Source organism: Pseudohongiella sp., from assembly GCF_040877505.1.
GTDB lineage: Bacteria > Pseudomonadota > Gammaproteobacteria > Pseudomonadales > Pseudohongiellaceae > Pseudohongiella.
The window spans coordinates 61067-84315 of sequence record NZ_JBBDNQ010000046.1 but is presented as its reverse complement, the minus strand read 5'-3'; the positions used below and the strand labels follow the sequence as shown (position 1 = coordinate 84315).

General features: G+C 56.9%; 19 protein-coding genes and 1 pseudogene. 10 read left to right on the top strand and 10 right to left on the bottom strand.

What is annotated here, in order from left to right:
* Window positions 1-30: 30 nt before the first annotated feature.
* From WD071_RS17170 to WD071_RS17150, 5 genes are all read right to left on the bottom strand, one after another.
* The gene (locus tag WD071_RS17170; protein WP_368049631.1) at window positions 31-2814 is read right to left on the bottom strand and encodes a TonB-dependent receptor plug domain-containing protein; all 2784 of its coding nucleotides are present in this window, start codon (window positions 2812-2814) and stop codon (window positions 31-33) included.
* Between the two features lie 428 nt (window positions 2815-3242).
* Window positions 3243-4265, bottom strand: coding sequence for a hypothetical protein (locus WD071_RS17165; protein ID WP_368049630.1), 1023 nt, complete (start codon window positions 4263-4265; stop codon window positions 3243-3245).
* Window positions 4266-4439: 174 nt separating this feature from the next.
* Complete coding sequence (locus WD071_RS17160; protein WP_368049629.1) at window positions 4440-5198, bottom strand: FkbM family methyltransferase; 759 nt, start codon at window positions 5196-5198, stop codon at window positions 4440-4442.
* Window positions 5198-6826, bottom strand: a complete 1629-nt coding sequence (locus WD071_RS17155; RefSeq protein WP_368049628.1) for a hypothetical protein — start codon at window positions 6824-6826, stop codon at window positions 5198-5200. Before WD071_RS17155 ends, WD071_RS17160 begins: the two co-directional genes overlap by 1 nt.
* A gap of 110 nt (window positions 6827-6936) precedes the next feature.
* Window positions 6937-7632 (bottom strand): TetR/AcrR family transcriptional regulator, encoded by a 696-nt coding sequence (locus WD071_RS17150; protein ID WP_368049627.1) that lies wholly within the window; start codon window positions 7630-7632, stop codon window positions 6937-6939.
* A 71-nt stretch (window positions 7633-7703) separates the two neighbouring features.
* On the opposite strand from WD071_RS17150, the gene WD071_RS17145 reads away from it, so the two are divergent.
* From WD071_RS17145 to WD071_RS17135, 3 genes are read left to right on the top strand one after another with little or no spacing between them, the layout of a single operon-like run.
* Complete coding sequence (locus WD071_RS17145; protein WP_368049626.1) at window positions 7704-8594, top strand: formylglycine-generating enzyme family protein; 891 nt, start codon at window positions 7704-7706, stop codon at window positions 8592-8594.
* The gene (locus tag WD071_RS17140; protein ID WP_368049625.1) at window positions 8578-10257 is read left to right on the top strand and encodes a sulfatase; all 1680 of its coding nucleotides are present in this window, start codon (window positions 8578-8580) and stop codon (window positions 10255-10257) included. The genes WD071_RS17145 and WD071_RS17140 overlap by 17 nt, the downstream gene beginning before the upstream one ends.
* 11 nt (window positions 10258-10268) lie before the next feature.
* Window positions 10269-11330: a haloalkane dehalogenase gene (locus WD071_RS17135; RefSeq protein ID WP_368049624.1), complete on the top strand. Its 1062-nt coding sequence runs from the start codon at window positions 10269-10271 to the stop codon at window positions 11328-11330.
* 62 nt (window positions 11331-11392) lie between these two features.
* On the opposite strand, the gene WD071_RS17130 is transcribed toward WD071_RS17135, so the two are convergent.
* A complete protein-coding gene (locus tag WD071_RS17130) occupies window positions 11393-12544 on the bottom strand; it encodes a winged helix-turn-helix domain-containing protein (protein WP_368049623.1) in 1152 nt (383 codons plus the stop codon).
* Window positions 12545-12653: 109 nt separating this feature from the next.
* On the opposite strand from WD071_RS17130, the gene WD071_RS17125 reads away from it, so the two are divergent.
* The 5 genes and pseudogenes from WD071_RS17125 (at window position 12654) to WD071_RS17105 (ending at window position 16915) form a co-directional block, all read left to right on the top strand.
* Window positions 12654-13838: a PQQ-dependent sugar dehydrogenase gene (locus tag WD071_RS17125; RefSeq protein WP_368049622.1), complete on the top strand. Its 1185-nt coding sequence runs from the start codon at window positions 12654-12656 to the stop codon at window positions 13836-13838.
* A 77-nt stretch (window positions 13839-13915) separates the two neighbouring features.
* Window positions 13916-14305 carry a hypothetical protein gene (locus WD071_RS17120; protein WP_368049621.1) on the top strand — a complete coding sequence of 130 codons (390 nt, stop codon included), beginning with the start codon at window positions 13916-13918 and terminating at the stop codon, window positions 14303-14305.
* Window positions 14306-14391: 86 nt separating this feature from the next.
* Window positions 14392-14535: pseudogene (locus WD071_RS17115) on the top strand (PAS domain-containing protein); the annotation flags it as partial.
* Window positions 14536-14652: 117 nt separating this feature from the next.
* Entirely contained in the window at window positions 14653-16092 is a 1440-nt protein-coding gene (locus tag WD071_RS17110; protein ID WP_368049716.1) for a putative bifunctional diguanylate cyclase/phosphodiesterase, read from the top strand.
* A gap of 13 nt (window positions 16093-16105) precedes the next feature.
* Window positions 16106-16915, top strand: a complete 810-nt coding sequence (locus WD071_RS17105; protein ID WP_368049620.1) for an alpha/beta fold hydrolase — start codon at window positions 16106-16108, stop codon at window positions 16913-16915.
* Window positions 16916-16980: 65 nt separating this feature from the next.
* Here the strand turns inward: WD071_RS17105 and WD071_RS17100 are convergent, their stop codons facing one another.
* The 4 genes from WD071_RS17100 to WD071_RS17085 all read right to left on the bottom strand — a co-directional run bounded on the left by WD071_RS17100 (window position 16981) and on the right by WD071_RS17085 (window position 21722).
* Entirely contained in the window at window positions 16981-17817 is an 837-nt protein-coding gene (locus WD071_RS17100; protein ID WP_368049619.1) for an alpha/beta hydrolase family protein, read from the bottom strand.
* Between the two features lie 2 nt (window positions 17818-17819).
* Window positions 17820-19325, bottom strand: a complete 1506-nt coding sequence (locus tag WD071_RS17095; RefSeq protein WP_368049618.1) for a diguanylate cyclase — start codon at window positions 19323-19325, stop codon at window positions 17820-17822.
* Window positions 19326-19351: 26 nt separating this feature from the next.
* Window positions 19352-21136, bottom strand: a complete 1785-nt coding sequence (locus WD071_RS17090; RefSeq protein WP_368049617.1) for a hypothetical protein — start codon at window positions 21134-21136, stop codon at window positions 19352-19354.
* A 124-nt stretch (window positions 21137-21260) separates the two neighbouring features.
* Complete coding sequence (locus tag WD071_RS17085; RefSeq protein ID WP_368049616.1) at window positions 21261-21722, bottom strand: GNAT family N-acetyltransferase; 462 nt, start codon at window positions 21720-21722, stop codon at window positions 21261-21263.
* Window positions 21723-21826: 104 nt separating this feature from the next.
* Between WD071_RS17085 and WD071_RS17080 the strand changes: the two genes are divergently transcribed.
* The gene (locus WD071_RS17080; protein ID WP_368049615.1) at window positions 21827-22423 is read left to right on the top strand and encodes a hypothetical protein; all 597 of its coding nucleotides are present in this window, start codon (window positions 21827-21829) and stop codon (window positions 22421-22423) included.
* A 12-nt stretch (window positions 22424-22435) separates the two neighbouring features.
* Window positions 22436-23170: a GDSL-type esterase/lipase family protein gene (locus WD071_RS17075; RefSeq protein ID WP_368049614.1), complete on the top strand. Its 735-nt coding sequence runs from the start codon at window positions 22436-22438 to the stop codon at window positions 23168-23170.
* Window positions 23171-23249: the final 79 nt, after the last annotated feature.

The window sequence follows — 23249 nt, the reverse complement described above, 5'->3', positions numbered from 1 at the left end:
CATTCCTTCGTCTTGTTGGCCGCGGCCGGATCAGAATTCAGCGCGTACGCCCAGTCGGAAACTACGTCCGTAGATATCGTTCACGGAGCGGTTGGTTGACACGTAGGCAACAGCATTCTCGGCGCCCTGCCCACTGGGGTTGTCGCTCATTACCGGATCCTTGTCGAACACATTGCGAACCGTCATGAACAACTCGGCATCGATATCACCAATCATCATGTTGCGGGTAATATTGCCATCGAAGTACCAGGCCCCGGACACCGTGTTATCGTTAATCGTCCAGTTGGGTGCCGAGCTCGCAGGGCAGTTGGAGGCACACTCGATATAGTTGTTGCTCAGCACACCGTCGCTGATGCCACGGGCAGTGACATTAAAGCGCCAGTCATTGAGCTGATAGTTTGCATTCAGGCGATAAACAAAGTCCGCGGATGAATCACCGGATTGTCCAACAGAATCGTTGCGTCGCACACCATCGTCAGTGATACGGGCGAGGTTGTTGGTTACCAGTCCACGGAATGAAACGGTGCCTGGTCCCAGGTCCCGGGTGTAACTGAGTTCGTAGTCCACACCTTCGATAATTTCCCGGTCCAGATTTTCATAACGAAGATCAATTGACTCAAGCACGCCATTAACGAAATTGACATCGTCACAGTAACGTTGAATGTTTTCTTCGTAGCAGTAGTTGGCGACTGTCTGCGCCCCCAGGAAGCCAATGATGCCCTTTAGATCAATTTCGTAGTAGTCTGCCGAGAAGCCCAGTCCTGGCAGAAAGCTTGGCCGCAGGACCACACCCACACCGAGCGTATCGGCTTCTTCGGGCGCCACTGACGGGTTACCTTGCAGGTTCTGCACAAATGCTAGTGATTCTCCAAGAATGTTCACTGCGTTGGTTCGGGCAGTACCGGCGTCATACAGTTCACCCATATTCGCCGCACGAATGTCCCTTGACCGGGTCAGACGAAACGTTACGTCATCAATTGGTGCGTATACAAACCCGGCCTTCCACGTTTGCACATTCCCCGACGTACTGTAGTCGGTGTAGCGAATGGCACCGTTGAACTCAAAGTTTTCCATCAGCGGTACAATGGTTTCGACATACGCTTCTGTTACGTCAAATTCACCCGTGGTAACTTTATAGTTACCGTACTTCCAGCCCGAGGCGTACTGCGGGTCGACGTCGCCGTCCATACTTTCTTCACGATATTCGGCGCCAACCGCCATGGAAATTGGGCCGGCCCAACCCTGCAGCAGATTGTTGGTGGATAAATTCACTGCGACCACATCCTGAGTAAATTCCTGCTGTCGGCGCGGCCGTCCCATCACATAATCCAGCCCGGCTTCGCTCGCCACATTGACGCCAAAACGGTTCAGTGGCACACAGCCATTACCGGGGTCAGTCAGCGATGAACGACACACGATCTCGTTCGTGTCCGGGTGCAGCACTGCATCAGTTGCCAGGTCCAGCAATCCGAAGTTGAATGTTGGCGTCATGTGCTCATCAGTTTCGGTAATGCCATGCTGATAGTAGGTGTTCCAACTAAAGTCACGGTCCATCATTGCAAAGTCACCGTCAGCCCCCACGACATATCGCGTGGTCTCGCGCAGATTGTTGCTGCCCGATGCAGGCATGTCGATGTTTGAGGTGCCCATGGTGAATGAACTCAGACCAAGGTCGCTCATTTGTTGACTGACTTCATCCGGCAGGAAGGCATTGTCCGCCTGAATAGTGATGCCTCTGTGCGTCGGTCGTATGTAATAACTGAAACCTTCGTATTTGGCGTAGGATGCCTGGGCGAATACTTCAACACCGGCGCCGACTTCATAGCTCAGTCGACCAAACACACTGTCCCGGTTATCCTCAGCAGCAAACGAGTTGGTGCCAATTTGTGCCGAGTTGGTATATTCCCAGTCACCACCGACCATCCACTGCCCCGAGGTCGCGCCGTAGTTCAGTTGATTGACGGAACCGCCTTCACCAAAATAGGTACCCATCAAAGGACCTGATGTGATCAGACCGCCCGGTGTGTAGGCGGAGACCCCGATACCCGTACCCACAATGTAATGTGGTTGACCTGGAGACTTGTCCGGATTGATGATGCCGAAATATCCCTCTCTTGCCCAATCCGGCGCGTAATAGTGCGTACCCTCTTTCTCGTAGGTCTCCAGACTGAACAAGGCATGTCCTTTGCCATCTGCAAACGGGGTACCGGCGCCCATGTCGAACTTGTAACTCTTGTTGACGCCGGCTTCACTCTGACCGTAGTCAAAGCTGGTTTTGATCCCGTCAAAGCGCTTGTTCAGAATGAAGTTGACCACGCCGGCCACCGCATCCGAACCATACGCCGATGATGCTCCACCGGTTACCACCTCCACTCGTGAAATCAGTGGTTGGGGAAAGGTGTTGGTATCGACGGCGCCGCTGGTTGAAGAAACCACAGAGCGCTGCCCGTCAAAGAGTACCAGGGTTCTGCCTGAACCCATGCCACGGGAATCCAGCGAAGAGATACCGGCTGCGCCATTACTCAGGCTGCCGCTGTTAGTCGTCGCGGTGGAACCGGAAACTGACGGCAACTCCATCACGAACTCAGAGATACTGCCCGGTGCATTGGCATGAATCTCATCTTCATTCATGACCGACACCGGCGTCGGCTGATCAAATCCGTCACGCACAATACGGGAGCCGGTTGTAATTACTTCTTCAATCGCAGGGGCATCTGTTGTCTGCGCAGATGCCATTCCGGGAATAAGTATTGCGGCACCCAGTACACTTGTAAAACAGACGTTCTTGCCGTTGTATGTAGGTTTAGTGGTCATCAAAATTTTTCCTCTTGTTTCATCCGCACAGAAGAGCTGTTGTATTGCAGCCAGGGGATAAGCAGCCTCAGAACCGACGAAGCAATTTTGATACCAATTATGAAACTGGCCATGACAGAAAGAGTTACAGGAGATGCACAGCGTGGCAGACGGTACGTTGCAAATACTGGATACAACGGCACAAAAACAGTCACATAGACAATACCTCAGCCAGAATAATGGCTAAGATAATGTGCCTTTCAATACAAAAGTATTTAACTAGCAGTTCAATATACTGACTGCAACGGGCTACAGCGGGGGGAGTTTAAGCACAATGCGGAAACAGGACTGCGCGCCAAATTGATGCAAATTCGGACTTTATATTGAGCCGGACCACCACAACGACATGGTGGGCAGCGCATTACGCATGCGTAACGCGCTGCCCACTATCAGTTCAGGGCGACAGAATCAGACAGGTTGCGCAGCGACTCCTTCCAGGGCGCAGGGGTGCGGTGCACCACACGCTGGTCGTACTCTGCCGGACTCAGCGTGGCCGCCACCTCGAGGGCTAGACTGCGTTCTGTTTCGGCGCGCCGGTTATAACCGAACGCTTCATGCCAATCGGCCAGCGCCAGACGAGCATCGACCAGTGCGGCCGTATCATCAGCTTGCTTTTCGCTGTGCAGGCTGACAACACCTTCCAACGCCCGACGCCCCTGCATATAACCGTACGAAGCTCGTTCCGGATGCCATTGGCTGTCCAGCCGCGTTCCGGACAGACTGGTGAGCACGGGTACTGACCCACCGTCTCTTTCCTGATAATTACCGGCGAACAGATAGGCGACAGAGGCCAGATTGTACAGCAGCTCGGGTAGCTGGGGATCAGCGTTGCCATAGTATGCGCCACTGAGCCTGATAGCTTCGCTGTAGAGTCGGTAGGCCGTTTCCAGTTCTGCCAGTCGGCTGTCACTTTGTCCGCTGGCGAAAGCCTGCATATGCCAGTCCGCCCGTTCACGGTAGACCTGAATATAGACCGGATGCGTGGGCTCGTAATGATAAGCGTAGATCCGCATCACATCTGTGAGGGTTTCGCTCAGCGCGGGCCAGTCATTCTGCTGCAGAAACAGGTCAAGCATGGGAACCAGCGCCCGCAGTTGCTGCTGAGAATGCGGCCCCAGGCTTATACGATAGGTATCCGCGGCGCGCACCAGGAATTGCTGGCTGCGCTCGACACTGCCCTGTTCCTGCAGTCGAAATGCCTGCTCCAGCAAACGATCTGCCGCTTCACTGGTCCACCCTGCCATAGGCTCCGGCGTCTGTGTTACCGAGGGCGGCGCAAGCGAACGTTTTTGAATGTCTGATGCAAGCGCAGCGTAAAAACCACTCTCCCCCGCCTGCGCCGCTGGCACGGCAAGTATACCCATGGCGCACAGAACAACCGCCAGGGCACGAACTCTGACTGATACATTCATCTTAATTCCCCTTGCCGGGCCTGATTTTTTAGTTGGCTCCGGCACTCTCCCCATCAGGCATACTATTGTTTTATAAGACTTATTGATAAATAACTGCTAACAGCAGCGCATATTTATCGACTTTTACACACCCGATATCAACAGCATAAAGAATATGACCGGCGAATGGAACATTTACGCTCCGCCCACCCCAGCCAGGCGGGCATACACATCACCGCTACCCTCGCGCAGTCGGCCAAGATGCTCGCTCATCGCAGCTGCGGACAGCCATTGCTTAAACTGCAGACGGTGCGACTCACCCGGCGCCAGGTTGTATTCATAGTGACCCAGCTCTTCCAGTCGTTTGATACAGCCCAGCGCCACGTCAATGGCGGCCGGGATGTATTCAAATGACAGCGCCGCCAGCGGCCGCGACAGACCTTGCAACACGGCCAGTTCAAACCCCTCGACATCAATCTTGCAGAATGCGGGTTCGCCCCAGGTTTCGATCAAGGCATCCAGTGTAGTGACCGGCACAGTGACCTGACGGTCCCACTCCACCTTCCGGAAGGACGCATCCTGTTGCACACGTGATATCCAATCCTGCGACATCGTGGTCACCGTAGGCGTGCGAGTGCTGATATGCAGGGTCGCCTCACCCGGTGCGGCGCCGATGGCCTCTTCTACCAACATGACCGCCGGGTCCGAACCATAACGACGACGCAGGGTTTCCATCAACAAGGGCTGCGGTTCCACAGCCACCACGCGCGCGCCCAGTGCCCGCCAGGCCATGATACGATTACCTACGTGAGCGCCTATCTCAAAACACAGATCCTCGCGCTGGATGAACTGGCCGTAACAACGGCGCATGCGCGCCTGCCTGCCAGGAATGCCGTAGTACATCAGCAGGGAGCGCCAAAGTCCCCATCGTTCGCGCCAGCTTGTTTGTGCCATTACTGCAACCCCTCCTGCTGCGTGTCGGAAAACGCCTGGATAAAGCGATCCCGCAAACGGTCCATACGCCACACCGGTGCCGCGCCATCGGGCAACAGACCCGGTTGCCATTGCCAGTCGACGATAGCCTCAATGACAGCCGGATCGTGTGCAATCAGATGTATCGGTACATCTTTACCGTCAGTATCGCCGGTGATAAATGGTGCCGCCTGATGATCACCCAGCACCAGTATCACCAGGTCCTCATTGCCGTATTGCTGAACGTAAGACACCAGCGTCTGCAGCATGTATTCGATGGACTGGCGATAGTAGTCGCGGATCGTGTCGACATCCTGCCACACCTCCTCCGGGCTGGGTCCGGCCTGCGCCTGCGCATCAAAAATGCGTCCGTCACCCACCTGGTCCCAGGGCACCAGCTCGGTGTTTGGCGTCCACGGGGCGTGTGATGAAATCAGCGCCAGCTCGGCCATCACCGGACGGCGTATATCCTCACTGCGTTCACGCGCGTGCAATGCCGACCACACGTACTGATCGGGCATGGTCACCCAATTGAAGGGTAATCCCTGGTAACCAAAGTTGTGGGCATTGTAGACATGGTCATAGCCGTAAAAACGGCCTTCCGGCCAGGCCATGCTGATCGCGGGCATGGCCGCGACAGTGCGCCAGCCGGCATCGCGAAACAGCCGGTTCAGGGTGGCGCGTTGGCTGATGACCAGACTTTCGTAACGGGTCTCGCTGTCAATCCAGGCACCCGAAAGCGCCGACGCGTGCGCCAGCCAGCTCAGACCGCCCACCGTAGGCGCCGTCAGAAAGGCGCTGCGCATATGCACGCCGTCAGCCTCCAGGGTTGTCTGTGCCTGCATCAGCGTAGCGCGGATGGCGTCGGCAAAGGGCTCGCGCTCCAGCAGTGCCCGCCCGTAGGATTCTGCGAAGACAATGTAGACGTCCTTGCCCTGCAGACGGCTGAACAGGCCCTGACCGGAGCGGGTCGCCCACACATCCTCATTTACCGTCCCGGCAAACTCACGGATGTCGCGGATACTGTATAAAGTATCCTGACCATGCAGCACCAGCTGGTCCCAGGCGAAGGTACCGGTGCGTCGCCACCCCGACATGTCAAGACTGATACCGACCACCAGCAGCGCCAGCAGCAAGCCACCGGCCAGCCGAGGCGCTGCCCGCAACGCCCGCTGAACACGTCGCAGCATGATGTAAGCCAGCCAGCACAACAGCGCGGCAGCCAGCGCCAGCATCAGCCCTACGCCCACTGCGGCCAGATCACCCAGCACGCCGGTCAGCAGGCGGCTGCCATCAGCCAGCAAATGGGTATCAAACACCAGATTAAACGGCCGGCCAAAGATCTCATGGGTCACCAGATCCGAACCGCGCAGCAAGATGGCCAGCCCCAGCAGCAGCGTCAACAGAATCCGGCAAACATCACCAGCCCGGCCCGGCATCAGCAATAACAGACCGATAACCATGAACTCCAGCGGCAGAAATACAAACGCCTGCCCGCTGATCCAGGCCAGGCGATTGGGCAATGTTAACGCCACAAACAGCCCGATAAAGGCGATCAGGGTAAGCAGTTGTCGGGAACCGGGAAGATAGCGCAAGTTGGTGTCCGTCATTGGCGTGTCAAGAGTACAGAATACGCAGTGTAGTCTATGCCGGACCATGATGGGCACTGCCCCGACTGATTCCGTGCAGACCAACGATACAGCGCAAGCCCTGTTCAGGGCTAAAGATGTGTTGTCGGCTGTTCTGCCCGGTATTTCTCAGTCAGCGCTCCTTCCAGCAGTACTGTGATCAGGGTATCAGCGTAAGCCTCGATTTGTGCCGCATCATCGGCGTCGGCATCGGCCAGAGCGTCACGCAGCGCGGCATTGGCAAACGGGGCGGTGGCCGCGTGGGTAGCAATCAGAAACACGAAGTCCGGGTTCATGTTGCGCATCAACCCCAGGTCGACCGCTTTGCGATAAGGGACCAGTGACAACTCCTGCAGCGGTTTGACGTAGGTCTTGATGACATATTCAAAGTGCTCGCCACCATCCAGTCCCGCGTGCATCAGGAAGCCAGCCATAAAGGGCAATTGCGCAGACATGCGCACATAGGCACGCACCTGCAGTGTCAGTTGCCGCACCGGATCGTCCGAGTCAGCAAGTGCAGCCGCCTGCGTCAGGGGTTTCGCCATCTCGCCGAACAGGTAGTCTGCCGCCGAGTGGAAGAGTTCCTCCTTGCCCTGAAAATAGTGCCGGATCAGGCCATGGGTGACACCCGCCTCGCGGGCAATGGTGCGCAGCGACGTGCCGGCAAATCCGGTCCGGGAAAACTCTGCCAGCGCCGCCCGCACGATGTTCTCGCGCTGCTGCCCGGGATTGGCGTTGACCGGGCGGCCGGCTTTGGGGGTGATTTTGGGGCTGTTTTTGTTGCTCATACTTGCCTGGGCAGCACAAATCTGCTTAATTATACTAACGGATAATAACTATAAGCCAAACCGGACACTTTATGTTTACGCTCAGACACGGTCGGCACCAGTATGCCATATCAGGTCGCGCCGCCGGGCTCGTGCTCGGCATTGTAGCATCCGGTGCCTTGTGCGCCGCACCATCCCGGGAGATGGTGTTAATTGCTGCCGGCACCAGTCCCATCGGATCCCGCCTCGGCGCAGCCGATGAGCAGCCCGTGTTCAAGGCTGACGTTGACGCCTTTTACCTGGATCGCAGTCCGGTCACTGTCAAGGCTTTCGCTGATTTTGTCACCACGCACGGCTACGTCACTGACGCAGAAAGAACCGGCAGCGCGGCGGTCATGGAATTCGGCACCGGGCACTGGTATCTGATGCCTGGGGCCAGCTGGCAATATCCGTTTGGTGTGCAGAGTACTGCCGCTGCCGCCGATCACCCCGTTACGCAAGTGTCCTGGCATGATGCGCTGGCTTATTGCGACGCACAGGACAAACGTCTGCCCAGCGAAGTGGAATGGGAACACGCCGCGCGCTCAGGGCATGACGGCGAGGTGGCGTATGCCTTTGGTAACACACTGCTGCATGAAGGCGACTATTTAGCCAATGTTTGGACCGGCACCTTCCCGATGCTCAATACCGGTGACGATGGTTTTAAGGTGACCTCTCCGGTAGGGCAGTTTGGTTTCTCCCCGGTTGGGCTGACCGACATGGCCGGCAATGTCTGGGAATGGACTGCGGACTGGCATGGCGACTACAGCGGCCGCCGCGGACAGCATGACGCACCGGCACTTGGCAGCAGCAAGGTCCAGCGCGGTGGTTCGTTCCTGTGCGACGCCGCTGTCTGTCATGGTTTCCGGGTGTCTGCGCGCAGCCACGCCACACCAGACAGTTCATCAATGCATGTGGGGTTTCGCTGTGCGCGTTCGTCGTAAAGTCAGTATCGCATTTGCCGTCATCCTGGCCATCCCGTTGGTCGGCTGGCTGACCATGGACCGCTGGATTGTCTACCTGCCCGGGCTGATGATTGATATCACCTCGCCCACCGGGCCCAATCAACCCGTACACTGGCAGGCCGGACCGGCAGGTCCGCGGCGTAGCGATCAACCCAATATTGTCATGATTGTGGCCGACGATCTGGGCTGGAACGATATCAGTTTCTACGGTGGCGGCGTCGCCGGTGGCAGCGTGCCCACACCGAACATCGACAGCATTGCCCGCAGCGGCGTAGCGCTGAACCAGGCGATGTCTGCCAGCGCCATTTGTGCGCCGTCGCGCGCCGCGTTGCTGACCGGTCGTTACCCTACCCGCTTTGGTTTTGAATTCACGCCACTGCCCAATGGCATGGCCGATATCAACCTGAGACTGGACCGCAGCATTGAAGCGGACTATCGGCGACCACTGATCAGCCACCTGGGACAGCCCGGCATCTATCAGGCGGATTTTGCCGACATGGGCATGCCACAAAGTGAAGTCACCATCGCCGAGATGCTGAAAGCGCAGGACTACAAAACCGTGCATATCGGCAAGTGGCACCTGGGCAGCACCAACGGCGCACAGCCCACCGCTCAGGGCTTTGATGAAAGCCTGAACCTTGCCGGACTACTGTACCTGCCCGAGGATCACCCCGATGTAGTGAATGCCCGCCAGGAATTTGATCCCATTGACCGGTTCTTCTGGTCCGTGGGTCGTTACTCGATGAGTTTTAGCGCTGGCGACAATCACAGCGACGATCGTTTCGCTGCCGATGGCTACCTGACCGACTATCTCACGCGCGAGGCAATCGAGGTTATCGAAACCAACAAGAACCAGCCCTTCTTTTTGTATCTGGCACACTGGGCACCGCATACGCCATTGCAGGCGCTGAAATCAGACTACGACGCGCTGGCGCATATCGAAGATCATACCCTGCGCACCTATGCGGCGATGATCAAGGCCCTGGATCGCGGCGTCGGTCAGGTACTGGACGCGCTGGAAGACAACGGTCTGGACGACAACACCATCGTGATTTTCACCTCCGACAATGGCGGTGCGCATTACCTGGGACTGCCCGATGTCAATTTGCCCTACCGCGGCTGGAAAACCACTTTTTTCGGCGGCGGTATCCGGGTGCCACTGTTTATCAAATGGCCCGATGGTATTACTCCGGGCAGCGAATACAATCCTTTTACCCACCACACCGATTTGCTACCCACCCTTGCGCAACTGACCGGCGCCACGGTACCTGACGACAGAGTCATTGACGGGGTAAATCTGGTGCCCTTTATTCAGGGAGAAGCCAGCGGCGAACCGCACGACACTCTGTTCTGGCGTAGCGGTCATTATGAAGTGGTCATTGCCGATGGTTGGAAACTGCAGCAAACCGACCGCCCCGACAAGGTCTGGCTTTATCAACTGAGCAGTGACCCCACCGAACAGAACAATCTGGCTGCGCAGAACCCCGCCAAAGTGGCTGAGCTGCAGGCCCTGCTCAGACAGCACAATAACGAGCTGCCGCCACCCATGTGGCCCTCGGTAATCGAAATGCCGGTGACCATCGACAAACCCCTCGGTGAGCCTGATACGCCCGAGGATGAATTCATTTACTGGCCGAACTGAGGGGTATGACCATGCCTGCTTTGCTGACCTGCCGTCGTTTCATGTCCCGCCTGGTGCTACTGTGCTGTACTGCCCTGTCCGCCACTGCGGTACTGGGTGAAGAGATCGCGCCAGGTATCTTCAGAACGCCTGACCTGCATTTTGCCGACCTGCCGGACTATCCATTCCAGCCCAACTACGTGATGATCGATAACCTGCGGATGCATTATGTCGATGAAGGCCCGCGCGACGGCGAGATCGTATTACTGTTGCACGGCGAACCGTCCTGGAGTTATCTGTATCGTCACATGATTCCCGTCTTGGCGCAGGCCGGACACCGCGTGATTGCCCCCGACCTGATCGGATTCGGACGCTCTGACAAACCCGCTGATATGGCCGCACACAGTCACAGTGGCCATGTCGCCCAGATTCGCGAACTGGTGGAGACGCTTGACCTGCAAGACATCACCCTGTTCATCCAGGACTGGGGCGGCCTGATTGGTCTGCGGGTACTGGCTGAGGTGCCGGAGCGGTTTGCCGGCGTCATGGCGGCCAACACTGGCCTGCCCGCAGCCGACGGTATTCAGGGCTGGATTGGCTACCCCATGTTCCGCCTGTCATTGTGGTGGCAGGGTGAGGTGAGCTGGGACGAGTTGCAGGCCGAACCCGGCTTTCTGCGCTGGGCGGCCTACTCGCGCTCCGTAGACGACATGCCCGTGGGCCAGGTGGTGGCCGTCGACATCAGCGACACTGACCCTGCGCGTGATGCCATTATCCGCGCTTATGACGCCCCCTTCCCCAGTGCAGAGTACAAAGCCGGACCGGCCATCATGCCCTCACTGGTGCCGTCCGAACTGGCATTGAACGCTGAGGCCTGGCAGGTGCTGGAACAATGGACGAGACCTTTCATCACGGCTTTCAGCGATGGCGATCCGATCACCGCCGGCGGCGACATCGAATTTCAGCAACGCATCCCCGGCGCCGCCGGACAGAATCACACCACGATCGAAGGTGCCGGGCATTTTCTGCAGGAAACCCACGGTGAAGAGCTCGCCCGGTCGCTGCTGGAGTTCATGTCACAACCGGGTTATTAATGGCAAGTGCAGGTCCCGGCGAATGGCGATCAGGTCCAGAAAGTACAAAAGCACATTACCCCTTATGAGGTCGAGTCACACCCCTGAAATCCGGCGAACTGCGCGACAGCGTCAGCAAATGCAGTCTTCAACAGGTCTTCGTCAACGTTATGTGACTCGAAATGCAGCGATTTGATTTCCAGGTGTCTGTCTTTGCGATGGGCTTTGCAATCCATTCGCCCGACAAACTGGTCGCGGAACAGCAAGGGCAGGCAAAAGTAACCGTATTGGCGTTTGGCTGCCGGCAGGTAACACTCGATTTGATAGTCAAATTGAAACAGTGCCCTGAGCCGTTCACGCTGAATGGCACTGTTGTCGAATGGCGACAGAATCAACAGGCGGTTGCTCACCCGGGGCAAAGACTGCTCAAGCGCGCCTGCCTGCATGACAAAAATTTCCCCGGTGCTCACCCGCACCTGTTCCAGCGCGCCCTGCGCCAGCTTTTCGTCCACCAGGGTTTTAACCGCTTTGCGTAGTGCGGCGTTACGGCGCAGATAGGTCAGCCCCTTGAGTGACACCAGGGCATGGCAGCGCAATTGCTGATCTACCAGGTGCCTGGCAAATTCAGCGGTGCCGGGCATGTCTGCGTTAACATGTGATGGCAGAACCCGTTCGGTCAGGTCATAGGTTTTCTGGAAACCTTCGCGGTCGCTGACCATCAGATCACCCTGCATGTACAGCTGCTCGAGTGCCTTTTTGGCGGGTTTCCAGTCCCACCAGCCGGCACGCTTTGCGGCTGTGGTTTCAACATCTCTGGAGCGCAATGGCCCGTCGGAGCGTATCCGGGCCAGCAGCTCCCGCATGAGCTTCTTGTCAGGGTTTTTATACCAGTGCGTCTGGCCACTTTTCAGTGCGTGTTTGTAGGGCAGGGAGAAGCGAAAATCTGTCATCGGCAAGAAAGCGGCGGCATGCGACCAGTACTCAAAAACATCGCCCGCGCGCAGCAGCGTGTTTGTCATATCCGGTTTGAATTGCGGTACTCTGCTGTGCAGAACATGGTGGTGCGCCCGTTCCACCACCGATATGGTATCAATCTGCACATAACCCAGGTGTTCCACCGCTTTGCGCGCCCCCGCCAGGCCGCGCCCGAAGGGTTGAGCCTGAAGCAGGCCCTGCGCGCCCAGGGCGAGGCGGCGCAGACGTGCGAGGTCTTTGGGATGTTTGATTTCAATCATGGCCCGAGGTTGTCACCAATGCTGATATACTTAATACTCATCCTTCACTTTACCTGCACTTCTGGCATCGTTCCATCATCAGACGTTCGCCAACCTCAGGATCAGCCATATGAACCGAAGCCTCACCCTGTTTTTTACCCTGGTTGCGATTTACGCCAACCTGACACCAGTTCACGCTCAGGGTCGGCCAACGCCCTACCCGCTGCCGACAGACCCGGTGGTGCTGGACACCGTCAACGCGTCGGTTAATGCCACCGTCATCGCTCAGGGTATCCCCCGACCATTCGGGTTTGAGATCCTTGCCAATGGCGACATCCTGATCACTGATCGCTACACACCCGCGCTTCGGGTGATCCGCAACGATGCGCTCGACCCTGAACCGCTCGGTGGTTTGCCAACGATTCGCACCGGTTTCCACTCTGGGCTTCTTGATGTCATTGCCCATCCGCAATTCGCCGACAACGGCTGGATCTATCTCAGCTACCATACCGCGCTGGCCACCGAGGGCGAATACGCCATCACTGTGGGCCGTGGTCGCTACGACGGTGGTGACAAGCTGATGGATTTCGAGCAGCTTTTCATTGGCACCCCGATGACCATTTCCGGCGGCTCACGCATGGTATTTGCCCCCGATGGCAAACTGTTTGTGACCGTCGGCGGCGCCATGGATAGACGCCCCCTGGCGCAGGATCTGCAGCGACTGGAAGGCAAGGTGCTGCGCCTGAACGATGATGGCAGCATCCCGGCCGACAACCCCTTTGTCGGGCAGGCTGACGTGCGTCCGGAAATTTATTCCTATGGGCACCGCGACCAGTACGCGGTGGCAATTCACCCGGACTCAGGCGAACTGTTCCATGCGGAGCTCGGCCCGCTGGGCGGCGACAAGCTCAACGTCATCAAGGCCGGTGGCAACTATGGCTGGCCGCTGTACGGTTATGGCAGCTACAACGATGGCGAACCCATGAAGAAGCTGCCGCAGGAGGGCTTCGAGTCCGCGCTGTTGATCTGGCAACCGGGCATCGTGCCTTCCGGCCTGATGTTTTACACCGGCGATGCCTTTCCCCAGTGGCAGGGCAACCTGTTTACCGGCAGCATCCAGCGCGGCCGCCTGCCCGGCACCGGTGGTCTGGAGCGCATCGTGTTCAACGAAAACATGTGGGAACTGCAGCGCGAAACACTGGTGACCGAACTGCGCCAGCGCATCAGGGATGTGGCCCAGGGACCGGACGGATTCATCTACCTGCTCACCGAAGAAGACAATGGCGCCGTGATTCGACTGGAACCGGCGCAGTAACCAACAGGCGTCCCGGCAACGCTCGTCGCCGGGAATGCAACCATCCGCTCAAATCAGATTTTTTGGAGAAAACAGGCATGTCAGACGCCAACAACAAACTCAAAATAGCCGCCTGGATACTGGTCGCACCCGCCACGTTGTTTCTATTGATGGCAGGCAGCACCAAGATACTGGGCGCCAACCCGCTGGCCAGTATCGAGGCCATGGCACCATGGGTCTTCTGGATTGGCCTGGGCGAGGTAACTGCGGCCATTCTTTTCGCCGTGCCACGAACGTCAATTATCGGAGCATTGTTCCTCAGCGCCCACCTGGGCGGTGCCATCCTGTTCCACATTATCCGGGGCGAAAACTTCTTTGGCCCCGTGCTGACCAGTTTCTGGTTTCAGTCCTTTATGCTCGCCAGCGTGTGGGCGGTGGTTTTTCTGCGTTATCCGGCGATCGTTGCAAACTTTGAACCGCGCCGATAGTCGAAACCTGGTAGGGTGTTTAACCTGGTTGACGCTGATTGGGATGGGCCGTAGGATAGCTTTTTTCATGATGTTAGATGTAGATTATGACAAATGGACCTGTCCTGAGCATACTTGACAACATGCCGTCCGGTTACTTCATAACTGACGTCAAGCAGAATATACTTTTTGCAAATCGTTATGCTATATGCGAACTGGGGTACGACAATCTTCACGAACAACCCCTGACTGACCTGCTGACCCGGGCCTCATGTATCTTTTTAGAAAGTTATGTTGCACCGTTGTTGTTTGAAGATGGGATTTGCAATGAGATCCAGCTATCACTAAAGACTGCTCACGGCAAAAAAATGCCAGTGGTGTTAAACGCACGCCTTGATGAGTCTGGCAAAGAAATTCACTGGACTTTTCTCGGCGCCAAACAAAGAGACAAACTGTTTCAGGAACTTGTGCAGGCAAGAAACCTGCTTGAAGAGAAAAACCGTTTGCTTGAGGCCCGCACTGTTACTGACGACCTGACCGGTTTACCAAACCGTTTGTCGGTAACGCAGTATTTGACCGAGCACCTGCAGAGTGCCGGGCATCGTCAAACGCAGATTGTGGTCGTGTTTATCGACCTGGATGGCTTCAAAGCAATCAACGACTCTTACGGTCATTTAGTGGGCGACCAGCTACTTAAGGCAGTGGGCCAACGTCTTGCTGGCGGCTTGCGCACCTCCGACCTTGTGGCTCGCTTCAGCGGCGATGAATACATCGTGATACTGGAACACGACACGGATGAATCAAAAAACAACGAGACCATGATTTTGCGTCTGCTGCAAAAACTCAGAGCGCCTTTTCGGATCAACGGCCAGATGCTGACAGTGTCGGCCAGTGCCGGCGCCACTGTTTATCCGCAAGTCGGCGCCGTTGAGCCTGAGCAATTGATACGACAGGCAGATCAGGCAATGTACAAATCCAAGCTCGCCGGTAAGGATCAGATCAGCTGGTTTGACCCGGAGTGCGAAGCAAACCAGAAAACCCACCATGAACTTATTGCCCAGATTCGCACCGGTATCAAAGACGATCAGTTTGTCTTGCACTACCAGCCCAAAGTCAACCTGATCACCGGTGACGTCATTGGCGCTGAAGCCCTGATAAGGTGGCAGCACCCGGATCGGGGCCTGTTAATGCCCATCGACTTTTTGCCTCACATAGACAGTCATCGTGTAGAACAGGAACTGGGTGACTGGGTTCTGGCATCTGCTCTTCGGCAGACCGGCATCTGGCGTCAGCGCGGTCTCGTGATACCGGTCAGTGTAAATGTGTCAGCCTACTACCTGATGTCGGAACACTTTCTCGATCGCCTGTCAGCGCTATTGGACCAGCATCCGGATGTGCCCAGTTCGCAGCTGGAGCTTGAACTGCTGGAAAGCAGCGCTATCGACGACAGCAGAAATATTTCAAGTATTGTCACAGTTTGCCAGCGTCTGGGCATACAGGTAGCACTGGATGACTTCGGGACAGGGTATTCGACACTTTCTCACCTGCGGGACCTGTCTGTTGATATATTAAAAATTGACCGAAGCTATGTACAGGAAATGTTATCCAGTCAAAGCAATACCGCGATCATCAAAGGCATCATCGGTTTTGCGAAAGCGTTTGACTGCCAGGTTATTGCTGAAGGAATTGAAACAAAGGAGCAATTATCGGAGCTTGTGACGCTGGGCTGTCACTACGGTCAGGGTTACTACATCGCGAAACCGATGCCAGCCGATGCAGTGGGCCTCTGGATGGCATCACGACAGTGACAGGAAGACGCCGATGAGCGATGACAGTATTCAGGCACGCAACAACGTCAGCATTTCCGGGCGCGGAGAACAGGTACTTATGTTCGCGCATGGTTTTGGCTGCGATCAGAATATGTGGCGCGCGCTCATCGGGGAACTGAAGAATGATTATAGAATTGTTGCTTTTGATTATGTCGGTAGCGGGAAATCCGATTTGTCCGCTTTCAATGTAAGCCGCTACGCGACACTGGATGGTTATGCGTGCGACATTACCGATATTCTGGACGAGCTGAATCTTGTCAACGTGACCCTTGTTGGTCATTCGGTTAGTGCAATGATTGGCATGCTGGCTGCGACCCGGGCGCCAGAGCGCATCAGTAAACTGGTGATGGTGTGCCCTTCGCCCTGTTACATAAATGACCTTCCGGACTATGAAGGGGGGTTCGAACGCGATGATCTTGAAGAACTGATCGACATGATGGACAAAAATTATATCGGCTGGGCAAACTATCTGGCCCCGCTGGTCATGGGCGGGCGAGCTGACCAAAGCACCGTTGAGGAACTGACCAGCAGCTTCTGCTCGACCGATCCGCTGGTGGCAAAGACGTTTGCACGCGCCACGTTTTTTTCCGACTACAGAGAATTGATGGCGGACTGCCAGACACCCACCCTGGTGCTTCAGAGCCGGGAAGACTCGCTGGTTCCTGTCAGTGTAGGTGAGTTTGTCGCCGCAAAGCTGCCGCATGGCAATCTGAGAATTCTCAATACACAAGGGCACTGTATACATATGACAGACCCGGCACTGACCAACGCCGAGATACGATCGTTCCTCGGCGCCCGGTAATCCTTTTATCGTCTTTCCGACAGGCTCTTTCCGGCAGGCTTTTTCCGCCAGCGCAGGCTATTTCGTTACTTCGCCCTGAGTGTCCACCTCTCGTCGCCGCACAGCACACAATCGTCACCCCCGAACATTCGGGCGGCCTCATCATCTCCACGCAGCTGCATTCTTAACCAGGCGGTCATGACCCCACGGTAACTGCCACCGGTCTGCATCGGGGCCAGGTGCGTGGCGCCGCGCAGGGTGAGCCAGGTGACGGGGACGTCGGTGTTGTCGTAGATGGGTTTCTGATGCGTGTCGGGTGGTGCCGTGACACCGTCGGCGCCGGAGAGCAACAACATCGGGCCACGCTGCCCGCGGACGGCGGTTGGATTGTATTGCACGCCCTGGATATAAGGTTGCAACGCGACAACGGTGGTGATGCGCATATCGCGGCCGAGTGCGATGGCGCCAGCGCCGCCCTGGGAATGGCCGGCAACGCCGATGCGGGCAGGATCAAGTCGGCCCTGAAACGGTCCGCGCTCGCTGTTCAGATTCAGTGCGAAGTCCAGGCAACCTGCCATGTCACGACCATTGCCAGGGTTGGGCGTCATGGCAGCAACCACCACAAAACCATGACTGGCCCAGTGCTCTAACAAATCGCGGTAGGCCGCAGGACTGGTGCCGGTACCATTGCCCCAGATGATGATAGGGTGGCGGTCGTAGTTCATGTTGACGGGGTGAAAGATCTGGCAATGCCGGCCGCCGCGGGTGATATCAACACCGGCATAGGGCCCCGGATCAAAGTAGGATTGGTGCAGAGCCTGATTGTCAAGTTGCGGGCCTTGGGCAACTGCACAGGCGCCAAGCACCAGCGTGGACGCCAGCATCAGCCAGGGCGACATGGCACGCATGATCCGTTCAGTCATCTTTATCCCTTGCGCGCCAGTTTGACGGCATACATCGCCTTGTCAGCCCGGGCCAGCAACTCGTCTGCGTCAGGCACCTCGTTTCCCTGCCAGCGAATCACGCCGACACTGGGGCCGTCGTAGTCCAGGGTCATCGTGGGCAGTTCAAAGGTACCGGTCATGGCAGCTTCCAATCGACGGGCAATAGCGTCTTCCGTATTGCCCAGTTGATCGCCATGGTTAACTGCCACCAGGATGAACTCGTCGCCCCCGTAACGCGCGGTCAGGTCACCGCTGCGCGCGGTGCTCAGCAAACGCCGGGCCATTTCCTGCAAAAAGTCGTCGCCAACATCATGGCCATAGGTGTCATTGATAATCTTGAAATTGTCCAGATCAATGAACGCGACGTACACCGTTTCGCCCGTTCGCGCCGCGTGACCGAGCAGGCGTTTCATTTCTTCCACCAGATAGCGGCGGTTGGGCAGCTCGGTCAGCGGGTCGTGGCGAGCGTGCATCGTCAACATGGCATTGGCCGCTTCCAGCAACTCATGTTCGTGATGGCGTTCGGCAAACAGAGTCAGGGTCTGCCAGCAGCTTTGCACCATGGCCTGTTCGGAGTAACTTATTTCATCTTCGCCGCCCACCAGCAACACGCCGCCGAGCAATTCGTCAGCGCTGGCAGCGGTCATCATGAACAACAGACTCTGCCCGGCCTGGCCGGTCGCGGCCAACGCTTTTCTGACCTTGTCGTCTGCGTAGTTGGCCTTGATAAACAGTGGCTGGAAACCGAGAGTGTCACTTGCATCTCTTAACAAGGTTTTGATCAAGGGTTCATACAGATGTTGATCTGACTGCAGAATTCGCGCGATACCCTGCTCGGCGACAAACGGTATCGCACCACGCCAGAAATTGCGTGCGGCGAAGCTGCGGGCAATACCATTAAGCAAAGGCGGCAGATCGGGTGTTGACAGACACATGGCGCCTATTTCGGCAACGAACTGCATTTCGCTGGCACGCACTTCGGCGACCAGCGCGCGCTCGGTCGCTTCGCGGGCATCCTTCTCTCGCGAAGCCTGTTGCGAAATCAGCCGACTGAACAGTTGCAGCACGGTGACCACATCGGCACTGACATCCACGGCGTGGGCGCTGGCGCCGCACAGAGTGCCGTACAAATCACCGTCATCGGTGTAGACCGGGTTGCTAAGATAGGTTTGCAGACCCAGGGCAGCAGCAGCTTCGGAGTCACCCCAGACTGCGGGTACATCCTGGGTAAGAAAACTTTTCTCCTGCAGCGCGCGTTTGCACAGGGTGTCGCTCCACGGAACCGTAAGACCTTCGGGGATTTGCAGGTCGCCGATATTACGAGCGTACAGAATGCGCTGGACGCCAGCAGCCTCGTCGATGGTGGTCAGGTAGGTGCTTTCAAGATGCGTGATCTTTTCCAGCAGCTCCAGCATCGGCCGCGTCAGTTCTTCCAGGTTTCTGGCCTGCGACACCGAGTTCGCAAGATCCTCCAGAGAGTCTGTCATAGTTTCCCTCTGCTTAAGCCGCTGCCTCAGAAGTGAGCTCTATTATTCAACATCACATCCGCGTTACTCCAGGCACGAATCAATCGCTGTCGGGCCAAATCCGCTTCTTCGGTATCTCCCATCTGTTCCAGCGCTTCGGTCAATCCGTACAACGCCCAGCCATTGTTCTGCAACAGCACCAGATCTCTTTCAAAAACATTAACTGCCTGATTGTATTCGCCAGCGTCCAGGTGCGCCTGACCCAGGAACAGCCGCATGGATTGCAGCCAGTCCGGCGGCTCCATGTAACGCAGCGCATCCTGCAGAGCGACAGCCTGCCGGAAGGAACGAATGGCTTGCGCGTAACCTTCCTGCGCACTGGCTATTTCACCGGCCAGAGCATGGGCAGCAATAGCCAGCATGTCGTCGGTGGTGTTGACTGCCGCGCGCTGAGTTGCCAGTACCGGGGCATTGCGCATGTCCTGCAATGCCTGGTATTCGGCCTGGGCGGCGTCGATGTCACCCTGGCGCAGGTAGGCGGAACCATGCATATAGTTGAGCATGCCGGCCAGGTAGGGTTGCTCTGGCGCCGGATTTTCCAGTGCCAGTAATTCATCAAAGCGCCCGAACGCTTTTAGTGTCATCCAGTGTGCGACAACGTTGCGCAGACCACGGCCTTCGGTCAATGCCTCAGGCTCTGCCATCATCGACATGGGGCCTGAAACCCCCAGCGCACGCTCGCTGTTACCCTGCAGAACGCCAGCCCAGTGAATAAACATGGTGGCATGACCGCCATGATTGGTAGCGGACAAAAAGTAAGTGCCGGTGCGCGGCAGCTCGCGATTACCCCAGGCGGCAACCACAGCATCGTCAGCGTTAAGCGAGCGCTGGTTGGTGGCGATCGCATCGTCGTAGCGCCCCACCCGCATATAGATGTGCCCGGGCATGTGCACCATATGACCGGCCATCGGCGTCAGCGATTCCAACCGATCGGCGGAGTCTTCCGCCCGGCCAGGCTCAAACGAAGCTTCCAGTAAATGAATGTGCAGATGGGTCAGACCGGGATGTTCCGGATTTTGTGCCATGCCCTTTTCCATGACTGCCAGCGCACGTTCGACGCCTGGCAGCGGGCTGCCATCTTCAGGGTCATAGTAGGTCCACGGCGTTGACATCATGATGCCGTGGGAGACCAGAAAGGCGGCCTCCAGATCATCGGGATGCTCAGCGTAGTTGGCTTCGGCGGCCTCGATGAAGGCCCGGGTGCGCGCCGCGGTATCGGGATAGGTTTCAGTATCAAACAGTGGCGCCAGTGCTTCGATCAGGCCCTGCTCAGCAGCGTTGCGGGTGTCGCGCGCAGCCATGGCAGCATTGATGGCGCTGCGACCGGCACCCATGGGGTCATCCGGCGCGGCGCCATAGCGGCTGTTGGGGTTGGGGCCAATGGCCAGTGCCTTGCCCCAGTGAATCATGGGGTTGCCGGGCTCAAAGCACAGTGCGGCGTTAAATGAGGCGATGGCTTCCGGGAAATAGTAACTGTAGGTCAGACGCATACCCTGGTCGAAGTAGGCCTGGGTGGTCTCCATCGCGGTGCCAATGCGGCGCCCGAAGGTGCCGGTGTCGTTAATCAGGGGCGCCAGATCATCGGCGCAGGCAGCCATGTCCTGCAGGGCAATCTGACTGATGGCCAGTGCCGGGGCACGCACTGCAGGCATTTCCGGTTGTTCGGGTTGATCGCTGCTGCAGGCTGCCAGTACTGCCGCCAGTGCGAGGCCACCGAGCAGCAACGGGAACTTGTTGTGTCTTGAGTCGGATGCTGTGTGCGGGTGCTTCACGGTTACTTGTTCCTCGTTAATACTGGCTTAAGATCAGTCATTTGATGGCCATGACTATACGCCTGTCCGCTGCAGCCGCCAAGCGGGATGGGTGCCGTGTGGTGCTCAGCGAGACTGAGTGTGGTCAACCCAGATCAATCGACATGATGGTGACCGGTGTGCCGTTGTAGAGCTCTTCGCTGAATATCTGCCAGCCCAGGCGGGCGTAGAGTTGAGCCTGATCGGGGGTATACAGATACAGACGCTTGATGCCGTTGTCCTGCGCATGCTGCATGACCTGTTTAACCAGCACCGAACCGATCCCTTTTTTGCGGTGCTGTGTTGCCACATATACGCTGGCCAGCCAGGGACTGAGCTCCGGATGGCTGCTCATATCATCAGCCAGAACGCAGGCCGATCCCAGCAGCTCGCCATCATCTTCGGCCACAAACGTGGTCGGGATCACCTTGCCTTCCAGATCTTCCTGCATCTCTTCAATACGTTCGTCCAGCGAGCGCTCCGGATTCAGATAGGACCATTCGGCATGATGCCACTGCGCCAGCGGCAACAGGTAGTGGGGTTTGTCTTTTAATGTGCTGATCTGCATGGCGTGGTTTGACCTGACTCAGAATTAACGATGTTTGCGGTTAGATGTAATGCCACATATGTAATAGCATTGCTTTCCCGTTTTCAACCCGAGACCATTTTTGTATGCGCCCACGCAAGATTCACCGCCTTGTTGGCATTACCCTGCTACTTCCCTTTATCGCCTGGTCAACGACAGCAATCTTTTTCCTGGTGCGGCCCGCCTACAACGAAGCCTATGAACAGTTGCAGGTGCGGCAATTGCCGATGCAGAACATCATCCAGTTTGTGCCGGACCCGGCGTGGCAGGAAGCGCGATTTTCACGCACGGTGCTCGGCGAGCATCTGCTGGTGCGCGATGCTCAGGGCTGGCAGCACCTGGATGCCTTTGCCCTGAATCCCAGACCGAGCCCGACCGGTGACGAGCTCAGGCTGCTGGTTAACGATGCCATCAGCCACAATCCGGCGCGTTATGGCCAGGTTGAGAGTATGTCGGGTATGGACGTGGTGACCGACACCGGTGTGGAGATTACGGTGAACTGGGATTCGCTGACCCTGTCACAACGCGGACCGGATACACGCTGGATTGACCTGGTTTATAACATTCATTATCTGCGCTGGACCGGATTCGAGGTATTTGATCGCATTTTTGGTTTATTTGGCTTATTTTTGCTGATGTACATGACTTACAGCGGCGCACGCATGGCGCTGGGGCGCAGATAAAGGGAGAAAACGATGACAATTAATAACAAGAATACAGTTCGGATGCTGAGTGTTGTGGCGGCTGCCATCTGGCTGGCAACCAGTACCAGTGTGCTGCAGGCACAGGCAGAGGCGGGATATGAATTGCCTGATCCGGCGCGATACGAGGAGGCGATTCAGCGCTTTGAAGCAATGGATGAACAGTCTCCAGCCCCGGAAGATGCGATTGTATTGACTGGCAGTTCGAGCATCATGTTCTGGAATAACGACGCGCCCGATGACCTGGCGCCTTTGACAGTAATTCCGCGCGGCTTCGGTGGCAGCGTGATGAATGACGTACTGCACTTTCTGGACCGGGTTGCGCTGACTTACAAGCCGCGCGCGGTGCTGATCTATGAGGGCGATAACGACACCGGTCGCAACAATATCCCCAATGACGTCATTGTTGAGCAACTGCAAACCATCATCGGACGCATTCACGCCGAGTTGCCGGAGGCTCGTGTGTATGTGCTATCAGTGAAGCCCAGCGTGGCCCGTCAGGCCACCTGGCCGATCGCGCAGGATCTGAACGCGCGCTATCAACAAATCGCCGCCGCTGATCCGCTGGTGTATTATATCGACGTTGCAACGCCGTTCCTGCAAGCCGACGGCAGTGTGATGACAGATATTTTTGTTGCCGACAACCTGCACCTGAACGAAAAAGGTTACGACATCTGGGCCGCCAGCATCCGCGAAGTGCTGATGGCGCACGAAGCACAATACGAGTGAAAGAATGGGGACGGAGGGAATACTTTTTGACCAGTCAAAAAGTATTCCCTCCGTCCCCATTCTTTCGCCGTCCCCATTC